Origin of the sequence: Corynebacterium sp. 13CS0277, from assembly GCF_002994655.1 — a bacterium.
Taxonomy (GTDB): Bacteria; Actinomycetota; Actinomycetes; order Mycobacteriales; family Mycobacteriaceae; genus Corynebacterium.
This window is the reverse complement of the sequence record NZ_PPDL01000031.1, coordinates 17,401-28,074: the sequence shown is the minus strand read 5'-3', so window position 1 is coordinate 28,074 and position 10,674 is coordinate 17,401. Positions and strand designations below refer to the sequence as shown.

Annotated in this window: 8 protein-coding genes; 2 read left to right on the top strand and 6 right to left on the bottom strand. The window is 67.2% G+C overall.

What is annotated here, in order from left to right; genetic code table 11:
- The first annotated feature begins 177 nt into the window (after positions 1–177).
- Together C1Y63_RS11485 and C1Y63_RS11480 are read left to right on the top strand one after the other, a co-directional pair.
- Entirely contained in the window at positions 178–504 is a 327-nt protein-coding gene (locus tag C1Y63_RS11485) for a helix-turn-helix transcriptional regulator (protein ID WP_106016594.1), read from the top strand.
- Between the two features lie 31 nt (positions 505–535).
- Entirely contained in the window at positions 536–1,156 is a 621-nt protein-coding gene (locus C1Y63_RS11480; RefSeq protein ID WP_233195705.1) for a cation transporter, read from the top strand.
- 582 nt (positions 1,157–1,738) lie between these two features.
- Here the strand turns inward: C1Y63_RS11480 and C1Y63_RS11475 are convergent.
- The 6 genes from C1Y63_RS11475 to C1Y63_RS11450 form a co-directional block, all read right to left on the bottom strand.
- Positions 1,739–3,172: an NAD(P)/FAD-dependent oxidoreductase gene (locus C1Y63_RS11475; protein ID WP_106016592.1), complete on the bottom strand. Its 1,434-nt coding sequence runs from the start codon at positions 3,170–3,172 to the stop codon at positions 1,739–1,741.
- Between the two features lie 286 nt (positions 3,173–3,458).
- A complete protein-coding gene (locus C1Y63_RS11470) occupies positions 3,459–4,469 on the bottom strand; it encodes a TIGR00730 family Rossman fold protein (RefSeq protein ID WP_146128952.1) in 1,011 nt (336 codons plus the stop codon).
- A gap of 122 nt (positions 4,470–4,591) precedes the next feature.
- Positions 4,592–5,194, bottom strand: a complete 603-nt coding sequence (locus C1Y63_RS11465) for a gamma carbonic anhydrase family protein (protein ID WP_106016590.1) — start codon at positions 5,192–5,194, stop codon at positions 4,592–4,594.
- Between the two features lie 43 nt (positions 5,195–5,237).
- Entirely contained in the window at positions 5,238–6,344 is a 1,107-nt protein-coding gene (locus C1Y63_RS11460) for a permease (RefSeq protein WP_106016589.1), read from the bottom strand.
- A gap of 167 nt (positions 6,345–6,511) precedes the next feature.
- Positions 6,512–7,354 (bottom strand): TIGR03943 family protein, encoded by an 843-nt coding sequence (locus C1Y63_RS11455; protein WP_106016588.1) that lies wholly within the window; start codon positions 7,352–7,354, stop codon positions 6,512–6,514.
- A 46-nt stretch (positions 7,355–7,400) separates the two neighbouring features.
- Complete coding sequence (locus C1Y63_RS11450) at positions 7,401–10,598, bottom strand: alkaline phosphatase (protein WP_106016587.1); 3,198 nt, start codon at positions 10,596–10,598, stop codon at positions 7,401–7,403.
- Between the last annotated feature and the right edge of the window lie 76 nt (positions 10,599–10,674).

Here is a 10,674-nt window from a genome sequence, read left to right as displayed (position 1 = left end):
GCTCGGTAGTGGTGGTGGCGGTTGTCATGTCAAGACCTTCTCAAGCTCAGATTTTGCTTACAGGGTATGACACTGCCGGAGCCCGAAAAACATCCTTTCGATAGGGTCTGATTCCAGTCGCTTTGCTCGAGCATGAGAAAGTTGCAACTGTACAGCGGGTACTGTACAGTCGTTGGCATGAATCACCACGCCTCAGGAATAGATGCAATGAATCGGTTAGGAAGAGCGCTTGCCGACCCCACCCGGTCAAGGATTCTTCTCACACTGCTCGAAAAACCATCTTTTCCCGTGGATATCGCAGCAGATTTAGGTCTTACTCGCTCCAATGTTTCCAACCATCTAACATGTTTGCGAGATTGTGGAATTGTTTCCATTCAGCCTCGTGGGAGAAAAACTCTCTACACGATCGCAACACACGAAGTGGAAGATATCCTGCTGCACGCTCAGCGTCTTGTTCTCCATATTGATCCGACATGCGAATGCGATGCTGGGGATAAAAATTAATACCCAGCATGTAAAGAGGAAGGAAAATGTTGTGGGACTGACTAAAAACCGTAAAGAAATCCTGCATCGCCAAGTCAGACTTATTGTAGCTTTCACTATTAGCTACAATGTTTTAGAAGCGCTGATTTCAATTTGGGCAGGATTTGAGGCGTCTTCTGTTGCGTTGATAGGGTTTGGGTTGGACTCCGTAGTTGAAGTCCTTTCTGCACTAGCGGTTGCATGGCAATTCGCGAGAAAAGAGCCCGAAAAATGGGAAAAAGTGACCGTTAGAGCAATCGCCGTTTCTTTCTTTTTGCTTGCATTTTACGTAGGCCTAAATTCTGTGCTGACCTTGTGGAATAAAGAAGCGCCCGAGCACACTGTTTTCGGTTTATCAATCACTGCGATTAGTTTGTTGCTCATGCCAATTCTCGCATTTTTCGAGTCGCAAATTGGTCGTGAACTTCAATCTAAAAGCGTCATGTCGGACGCAAAGCAACTTTTACTGTGCATTTATTTGTCGGGGACGGTTTTACTTGGGTTATTGCTAAATAGTTTATTTGGTTGGTGGTGGGCTGATCCTGTCGCAGCTCTTGTTGTCGCAGCACTTGCGGTTCATGAAGGAATGGAGGCGTGGAAAGGAGAAGTCGAATTTCCTCTAGCATCGATTTAACGAAATACGTTCAAGCAGCTTACAGCTGAACCGAAGATCACCACGGCATTCAACGTGCACGCACTTTTACAACTGGTCATGAACGGCGTTTTTGCTTGACGCCACGGATATCACCACGGAGATATCGTGTGGATATTGTTGGTCCATTTTCCCAATAGTCCGTTCATTCGCGACTGCACTGGGCAGGGGTTCGACGTGTCGACCCCGACCGGCAGCACGGAGCCACGCATCGAGTGTATATGCAACTAATTCTGTAACGAGATTGCCATAAATAGTAACGCCCAAGGGCGGCTCATTGAATGTCCAACTGCTTCTGTCTGACGGGGACGAATCGACCTCGTTCCACCGATCCCATGTCTCCGGGCCCGCCGGAACGCGCTTTGGGGGCCGTGCGAGGTCTCCAAACGCTCACCGTGGTTCACGCCAACGGGGGTAGCGAGCCTGTGTTACCAAATATGACAAACCCGTTACAGAATTATGTGTATCCCCATCGAGGTGGTGGCTTCGTCGCTGCGGCGCGGGCTCCTGGTGCCAACTTCCCGGGTGTGCTCACCTCCATCGTGCGGGGTCAATCCGCGGGGTTCATCCGAGGGCGTTGAACACTTCGCTGGTGGCGGGGTGGGTGTAGATGCCGCTGGTGAATTCGGCGGCAGTCATGCCGGCGCGCATGGCCACTGCCACGGTGTTGATGAGTTCCTGGGCGTCGATGCACAGCAGGGTCGCCCCGAGGATGGCATCGGTGGTGGTGTCGACGAGGAGGCGGGCCATGCCTTCCGGGTGGCCGACGATTTTCGGACGCGGCAGGATCGGCACGTCGGCGATGGTGACGGTGCGGTCGCTCACCTCACCGGCGGCGATGCGGTCGGTGAGTTCCTCCCGGGTGGCGCCGACTGTCGCCAGCGGCGGCTCGAGGAACGTGGTGGTGGGCAGCAGCCGGCCGGTGGTGACCCGGGGTGCGCCGACACCATAGCGGTCGTGGAGGATCACCCGGTGGTCGTCAAAGCTGGCGTAGGTGAACTGGGGCCCGCCGGTCACATCCCCGGCGGCGTACACGCCGGGGGCGGTGGTGCGTAGGTGCTCGTCGACGACGATCGCTCCCCGCTCAGTGGTGGCGATGCCTGCGGCCGCGAGGTTCAGCCCTTCGGTGGCGGGCCGGCGGCCGATGGCGACGAGGACCGCGTCCCCTGTGACGGTGTCGGTGGTGCTGCTGTCGCCGGGGCCGCCGACGGTGTACGTCACCGTCACGGTGCCGTCAGCGGGGTGGTGGGCGAAGGCCTGGGCGCGGGCGCCGTTGACGAACGTGACGCCGCGGGCGCGGAGCAGGTCCGCCGCCATGGCGGCGATGTCCTCATCCACCTTTCCCAGCGGGCGGGGGCCCGCATCCAGGATGGTGACGGTGGTGCCGAAACCGGAAAACAGGGTGGCGAACTCCAGGCCGATGGGACCCCCGCCGACGATGATGAGGTGCTTCGGGCGGGTGATCTGCTGGATGGTGGTGGAGTCGTACACCCCGGGCCCGTCAATGCCGGGCAGGTTCGGCCAGACGGGGCGCGCCCCGGTGTTGATGATGATGGTGGGGGCGGTGATGAGCAGCTCCTCCCCCGCGGGCGCCTGCTCCTGGGAGGCCTCCACCCGGAGGGTGTGGCCGTCGAGGAAACTCCCCCGCCCCACGATGAGCGTCACGCCGGCGTTTTCTGCCATGGATGCGTTGGCGGCGTTCATCTTCGCGATGAGCGCGTTGCGGCGGGCGACCGCGTCAGCGTGGGCGGCTGTGTCATCCACGTCCACGCCCGCCTCCCGGAGGGCCTCGGTGGCGGACATGGAGTGCAGCAGTGTTTTCGTCGGCACGCAGCCGATGTTGATGCAGGTGCCGCCGAACATGGTGGGTGATTGCTCGACGAGGGCGACGCGCTCGCCGGCGCGGGCGCGCTGCATGGCGAGGGTTTTGCCGGCTTTGCCGAAGCCGAGGACGATGAGGTCGAACTGGTGGGGTGCGGGGGTGGTGGGCGTAGCCATAGGGGAAGGTTCCTTGACAGGAGGCGGGGCAGAGCAGAGCACCCTGCACGAGTTGTGGTGCGGTGCTCACGCTGTCCACAACACCCCCGCGGGCGCTCTATTCCCCTGCACCCACCCGGCGACACGCTGTAGTGCCCCGGGTGGCACAGTGTGCTCACCGTGGTGAGCCGGACCCGGCACGGACACAGCACCCGACCTCACGACTCCCCCGCGCGACAACGCCATGCTTGCGACCTGTCATGAGCCGGCCGGTGGCGGGCCGGCGGGAGGCGTGCGGTGTCGCGGTTTAGGCGTCGCCCCATTTCGGGCCCGGGGCCCGCCAGGTGTCGAGCTGCTCAAAGAGGTCGTCGACACTGTCGGCCACGATGAGCGCATCAATGTACTTGTCTTGGATGAAACCTTCCTCGGCCATGCGTGCCAGGCAGGCGACCAGGGGGTTGTAGAACCCTTCGACGTTGAGGAAGGCGATGGGGTTGTTGTGCCCGGCGAGCTGCTGGCCGGTGAATGCCTGGAAGAGTTCCTCGAGGGTGCCGACACCGCCGGGGAGGACGACGAAGCAGTCCGCGAGGTCCTCCATGCGCTGTTTGCGGGCCGCCATCGTGTCGACGACTTCGAGGGTGCTCAGCCGGGGGTGGGCCATCTCCTTGTCGACGAGCTGGGTGGGCATGACACCGATGGCGACACCACCGTGGTCGACGACGGCGCTGCCCAGGGCGCCCATGAGGCCGACGTTGCCGCCGCCGTACACCAGCTCAATGCCGCGCGCGGCGAGCTGTGCGCCGAGTTCCTCGGCGGCGTCCACGTACTCGGCGCGGGCGCCCGCCGCGGAGCCGCAGTACACAGCCACCCGCCGCAGCGGCGGGTGCAGGTAGCGCACCATGTCTTCCTCTTCGGCGCGGGATTCGAATCCGAGGCGAGCGTACACGCGGCGGGCCGGGTGGTGGTCCTCCACGGGGAGGATGAGGCCCGCCCAGCCGGCGTTTTCTGCGTGCGCGACAAGGTGCTCGATGAGCCCGGTGCCGATGCCGAGGTTCTGGTGCCCGTCCGCCACGAAGGTCACGAGGTCGGGCATGGTGTTGCCGCGCTGGAAGGTCACCCACGCGCATCCCACTACATTCTCCGGATTGTCGGCGGCGGTGGCGACCATGCCGGCGTCGCCGCGCTGCGGCACGAAGTGGGTGAGGCTGCGGGCGACGGCCTCGTCCAGGGGCAGGGAGTGCTCCTGCAGGTTGCGGGTGATGGCTTCCTCGCGCAGGGTGGTGTCGTGGGTCGTCATGGGGCGGAACACGTGGGTCATGGCTTCCACCCTAACCGCTTATTCCTTTCACGCGACAGTTACGCGACGCCGCCCACACGCACCCGCGACCCCGGCGCGCCCTCACACGGGCACCGCCGCATCGGTGCTCCTCACCCACCCCGCTACAGGCCCAGCTCCTCCCGGTGGCGGCGGGCGGTGTCCACATAGCGGCCCGCGTGCGGAATGAACGCCGCCGACTGCTCATCGCTGAGCTCCCGGCGCACCTTGGCCGGCACGCCCGCCGCCAAGGACTTCGCCGGGATCTCCTGCCCCTCCAGCACGACCGCACCCGCCGCGATGAGGGCCCCTTCCCCCACCGTCGAGTGCGACAGGCACGTCGCTTTCATGCCGACCAAGGTGCCGTTGCCGATGGTGGTGCCGTGCAGCAACGCCATGTGCCCCACCGTCACATCGTCGCCGACGGTGCACGGCGCATCCGCGTCGACGTGGATGGTGGAGTTGTCTTGGATGTTGCTGCGGGCACCGATGCGGATGGGGCCGATATCGCCCCGGAGCACGCACCCGTAGAACACGGAAGAGTCCGCACCGATCTCCACATCACCAATGATCGTCGCCCCGGGGGCGATGAAAGCGGTGGGGTGAATCCGGGGCGTCTTGCCCCCGAAGGACAGGATCAGCGGCGCAGGCGCCGCCGCGGCCGCCGCCGCCGTCGCCGCGGCAGCGGTGGTGTTAGGGGTGTTCGTCTGGGAGTCATTCGTCGTCATACCCGCCATTATGGCCGCAACCCCCGCCCGCGGGGCGGTGCCGCTACCACGCGCCGAAGACGATGACGCCGACGCACGTCGCGCACAGCAGCGCGCTGACCCCGACGAGGGAGAGGAAACGCCACGTGAAGCGGGCACCGAAGGTGCCGACCTGCATCGCCATGAGCTTGATGTCCAGCACCGGCCCGACGACGAGGAACACCAGCTGGGCGGTGGGCGACACCGCCGTGAACGAGGCCGCGACGAACGCATCCGCCTCGGAGCACAACGCCAACACGATGGCGAGCACCGCCAGCAGCAGGATGGCGAGCCACGGTTGCTGCGCGAGTTCCACGAACCAGCGGGCCGGCACCAGCACTTTCACGCTCGCGGCCAGCATGGCACCGACGACGAGAAACCCGCCCGCCTGGTACAGGTCCGCTGTCGCCGCCCGCACAAACCGCACCCGCCGCGGCGTGGTGTCCCCCGCCGGGCCACAGCCGCAGGACACAGTCCCGCCCGGCGCGCCCGCCTCATGGGCGCCGCGCACGAGGCGATCATCGCCGACGATGAGCCACAGCCAGCCCGCCACCACCACCGCCAGGAAGGCGGCGGCGAAGCGCGCCCACGCCATCTGCGGCAGGTCGGCGAACGCCACCGCCGTCGACACGATGACCACCGGGTTGAGGCTCGGGGAGGCGAGCATGAAGCCCAGGGCGGCGGCGGGGCTGACGCCGCGGTGCATGAGAGAGCGCGCCACCGGCACGGCGGAGCACTCGCACCCCGGGAGGGCGACCGCCGCGAGGCTGACTGCGGGGACCCGCCAGAGGGGATGCCGGGGCAGGATGCGCTGCAGGATGTGGGCGGGCAGCAGCGTGGAGATACTGGCGCTGACCAGCACTCCGAGCACCAGGAAGGGCAGTGATTGGACCACGATGGCGATCATGACGACCGCCCACGCGGACAGTGTGCCCCGGAGTGGTACTAGGGGTGCGGTGCGGGATTGCGCCCACACGAGCAGCACAAGGAGGATCCCGCCGAGCAGCCACGCCCAGCGGGGGACGCCGGGGGAACCCCGGTGGCGGCTGCGGGTGGGCGTGAGGGGTGCCGAGCTGCGCCGGTGGGCGTCCTGCGGCGCGGCTGGAGGACCGGTGATGTGAAGGGGTGTCATGGTGTCACAAGCCTGTTTTCTGGGCAGCTGCCCCACGGGAACAACACAGCCGACACAACGAGCACAGGTGGGGGCAGTGTGGTTGCGCGGGCGGGCCTTCGTGGGTGGATCGGTGGGTGGTGTCGTCGTGGGGTGGGGTGGGGTGGCGGGTTCTTCCAGCCCCGCCCCTAGAGGTACGGGTCGTCGGGCGCCTCGATGGGGGTGATGCTGTGGGGTTCGATGACCACCATGGCGGGGGTGCCCGCCCCCGCAGCAGCCCCCTGGGCAGCCCCCGGATCGGTGTGAGGAGTGCGGGTGCGCACGGTGCCGCGCACCCGCACCCACTGCTCCTCGGGCAGGTGTGCCGCGTCGGCGCTGCGGAGGATCGCCCCGTAGGAGATGGCGTCGGCGGCACAGCAGTAGATCTTGAAGCGGTACAGGTAGGCCTCCCCGGGTGGGGCTGCCTGCCCAGTGCTGGTGTGATGGGCGATGAAGCCTTCGACGTCGACCTCGACGCCGTCGAGGGCGCCCGCGTCCCCGAACAGGTACCTGTCGGAGAGGTTCTCCAGGGTCAGGGGGTGCACCTCTCCTGCCGCCAGCGGCGCAAACCGCGGCTGCCGGTGGCTGCCGGTGCCCGCGGCACTGCGGGGCGTGTCGGCGGCCTGGGTGGTGGCCTGCAGCATCCCGCCACCGAGTGCCTGTGGGGCGCACAGGGCGACCACGCAGGCGGGGATGAGGACCAGGGGCCCGACCCTGTCACCGCGCAGCCGCAAGCGGTGGCGCTGCTCCCAGCAGATCCAGCCCGTGGCGGCTGCCACGACGACCGCGACGATGAGGAGCACGGGGTGCCACAGGGGCCGCAGGTAGGTGCCGACCCTCCCGGAGGCGACGAGCCCGATGCAGCAGCTGCTCAGGGCGAGCCATGCGAGCAGCGTCCACGCCGATGGCGTGTGCGCCTCCGCGTGCATCTCCTCGTGGGTGTGGTCACCGTGGTGGTGCTGTGCGTGCACGCCGTCTCCTCGGTCATTCATCGGTGTCAGTGTTGGTGTTGATGGCGGTGGTGGTGGCGGTGGCGTTCTACGCGCGAGCCTGCTGCCTGCGGGTGGCCCAGGCGGCGGCCGCGGCGATGGCGAGGACGCTGATGCCCAAGCCCCCGAGCAGCCACCAGCGGGTGCCCGTGCTGTTGCGGCTGTGTCCTGCGGCAGCGAGGGCGTCGCCGTCGATCTGCCCGTCGGCGGTCAGTGCCCGCTGTCGGTCGGCCTCCGTGATGCCGAGGGCGTGGGCGAGGACGTAGTGGATGTCCGTCTGGTCGAGCTGCCCCACCACGGCCTCCGCGCCGGGGCCTTCGGCCGCGACCCGCAGCTGGGCGCCGGTGTGGGTTTGCCCGCCCAGGGCCACGTCATCGTCGTTGCTTTTCGCGGTGGCGTAGTTGATGGTCATCGTGTCTCCCTCCAGGGTGGTGATGGTGCTCGTGCGGCCCGCGGTAAGCACCCCGGGGGTGGTGATCTGGGAGGTGTGGGCGTGGTCGGCGGTCATGACGATGAGGGTGGGTTCCCCGGTGCGGGCCACCCACTCGCGGGCGACCTGCACGGCCTCGTCCAGCTGGTAGGCCTCGCCCACCTGGCCGCAGATGTCGGCGTCGTGGTTGGCTTTGTCGATGCTGGCGGATTCGACCTGCAGGAAGAAGCCTTCGTCCCCGTCGAGCAGTTCGAGGGTTTTCTCCGTCATGGCTGCCAGACTGGGGGTGTCTGCGGGGCGGGAGGGGTTAGCGACGCAGTGCTGGGGGTCGTCTTTCGCCCCGGTGGTGGTGGGGATGGATTGCTCCAGCAGGCGGGGCAGGTTGCCGTCGGCGAACACCCCCAGCAGGGGCGCGTCCTGGTCGGCGTGGGTGATGGCGGCCAGATCGGAGGCGTTGTCGACGATCTGGTAGCCCTGGGCTGCCGCGTTGGCGAGAACACTGTCGCCCGCAGTCCAAGTGTGGCCGCCGAACGTGCCGCCGGTCTGCACGATCTGCTCGAGGGCTTTCTTCCCCCCGCCGAGGGTGACGTCGGCGCGGGTGTCGATGAGCTGCTCACTGATGGAGCCCGGGCCACCGTTGCGCCGCCACTGGGCGGCCACCTTCTCCCCCTGGCAGGACGAGGAGTTTTCTTCCTCTTCGGGCCCGTAGCACTTGCGGTGCAGGGCGTGGGCGCCTTGGGCGGCGGGGGTGGCGTCCTGCAGTTCGGAGGTGGTGACGTTGCCGGTTTTCATGCCCCGCAGTTTGGCGAGTTCCAGCAGGTTCGGCACCGGAGTGCCGTCGAGGTCGACGCCGATGGCCCCGTTGTAGGTTTTCGTGCCGGTGGCCCACCCGGTCGCGGATGCGGCGGAGTCGGTGACGTACTCCGGGCCGGAACCATCGGCCGCCAGCGCATAGGTGGTGTACGAGCCGGTATAGGGCAGGGCGTCGATGCCGGGCAGCCGCCCGGAGGCCCCGTACAGGTAGTTGCGTGCCGAGGTGAGTTCACTGTCGCCGGTGCCGTCACCGATGAACAGGATGACGTTCTTCGCCCGGGGCGCATCCCCGCCCAGGGGCCCGGCCGGGCCGAACTGGGCGCAGTCGCCCGGCCCCGGGGCGCCCCCGGTGCCGTAGCAGGTGGCGGCAACATCGCCGCGGGGGGCGTTCACCCGCCCCGCCCGCACCGGGTTCGTCGGCGCGGCTGCGTGCGCTGGAATGGTGGGTACATCGTTGATGCCGAGGGCGTTGGCGATGGTGAAGAACAGGTCCGTCTGGTCAGTCTGGCCGACAACGTTCTCCTCACCGGGACCGAAGGCCGCGACCCGCAGCTGGCTGCCGGTGTGCTGCTGTGAGGCGGGCGGGGTGGCCTGCAAGGCCTCGTCGGTGATGGTGCCGTAGCCCACCGTCATGCCCAGCCCATCAGCGGTGGTGAGCCTGGTGGTCGCCGACACCGTGTCGGTGGCGTCGTAGAGGATCTGCGTGGAGTGCGCATGATCCGCGGTGACGACGACGAGGGTGTTGCCGTCGGCGGCCGCGAAGTCGAGGGCGGCGCGCACCACCTCGTCGAGGCGCTCCACCTCCCCGATCGCGCCACACGCGTCCGCGGCGTGGCTGCGCTTATCCACACTGGCGGACTCCACCTGCAGGAAGAAGCCCTTCTCGGCGGCCGGGTCGTCCAGCAGCCGCAGCGCCGTGGTCGTCATGTCCACCAATTCCGGCTGGGTGCCCTGCGGCTGCGCCACGCACTCGACGGGGGCTCCCGCCGAGCCGCCCGGGGTGGCGGTGGTGGGCGCGAAGCGGGGCGTCATGTTGCCGTCCGCGAACAGGCCCAGCAGGGGGCGGGCCTGGTTGGCCTCATTGACGGCGGCGAGTTCCTCGGCGGTGGTCACCACCTGGAAGCCCGCGGCTTCAGCGTTGTCGAGGACGCTGCGGCCGGCCTCCCACTGGGTGACCGGCTGGCCGTCCGGCCCCGGGAATGCCCGCACACCCGCCCCCGCGGTGGGCACCATCTGCTGGAAGGCGGCCATCCCGCCGCCCAACGCCACATCGGGGCGGGTGTCGACGAGCTGCTCACTGATCGACCCGAGGCCCCCGTGCGCCCGGTACTGGTCGGCGAACGCCTCACCCCGGCAGGACTTCCCGTTGTCCTCCTCCTGGGGGCCGTAGCACTTCCGGTTCGTCACGTGCGCCACGAGTGCCGCCGGGGTGGCGTCCTGCAGTTCCGAGGTCGTCACCGTGCCGGTGCGCAGCCCCGCCCGCTGTGCCTTCTCCAGGAGGTTTTCCACGGGGGCGCCATCCAAGTCGACCCCGATCGCCCCGTTGAACGTTTTCGTCCCCGTCGCCCACGCGGTGGCGGAGGCGGCGGAATCCGTCACGTAACTCACGGTGCCGTCCTTGTTCACACTGTGGTGCGTGTACGTGCCCGTCGAGGTGAGGTTGTCGAGGCCGGGGAAGCGGCCCGCCGCCCCGTGGAGGTAATTGCGGGCGGCGGTGATTTCCTGCTGCCCCATCCCGTCGCCAATGATGAGGATGACGTTGCGGGCGCGCGCGTCGCTGCGCTGCTGCCCGACGGTGCCGAACTGGGCGCAGTCCCCCGGGCCCAGGGCCCGGAGGCGGCCGTCCGCCCCGCGCACCTGGCAGGTCGGCGGCCCGTTGTAGCCGGTGCCGGGCAGGTCCACGCCGGCGGCCCCGACCGCGGGCGCGAGCGCCCCCACGAGCACCACCCCGGCCGCCAGCGCGCCCGCCGCGCGGGCCGTGCGGGGAATTCCACGTCGATTCATTCGGATTCCTTTCATTCCTGTCACGCACCCGGAGAACAACATTCCGGTGTGCGCTACTAAGAAATCCTAGGAATCT

Excerpts from the sequence above, each read along its gene's own strand:
- C1Y63_RS11465 (WP_106016590.1), bottom strand. The coding sequence starts at position 5,194 with ATGACGACGAATGACTCCCAGACGAACACCCCTAACACCACCGCTGCC.
- C1Y63_RS11470 (WP_146128952.1), bottom strand. The coding sequence starts at position 4,469 with ATGACCCACGTGTTCCGCCCCATGACGACCCACGACACCACCCTGCGC.
- C1Y63_RS11460 (WP_106016589.1), bottom strand. The coding sequence starts at position 6,344 with ATGACACCCCTTCACATCACCGGTCCTCCAGCCGCGCCGCAGGACGCC.
- C1Y63_RS11485 (WP_106016594.1), top strand. The coding sequence starts at position 178 with ATGAATCACCACGCCTCAGGAATAGATGCAATGAATCGGTTAGGAAGA.
- C1Y63_RS11450 (WP_106016587.1), bottom strand. The coding sequence starts at position 10,598 with ATGAATCGACGTGGAATTCCCCGCACGGCCCGCGCGGCGGGCGCGCTG.
- C1Y63_RS11475 (WP_106016592.1), bottom strand. The coding sequence starts at position 3,172 with ATGGCTACGCCCACCACCCCCGCACCCCACCAGTTCGACCTCATCGTC.
- C1Y63_RS11455 (WP_106016588.1), bottom strand. The coding sequence starts at position 7,354 with ATGAATGACCGAGGAGACGGCGTGCACGCACAGCACCACCACGGTGAC.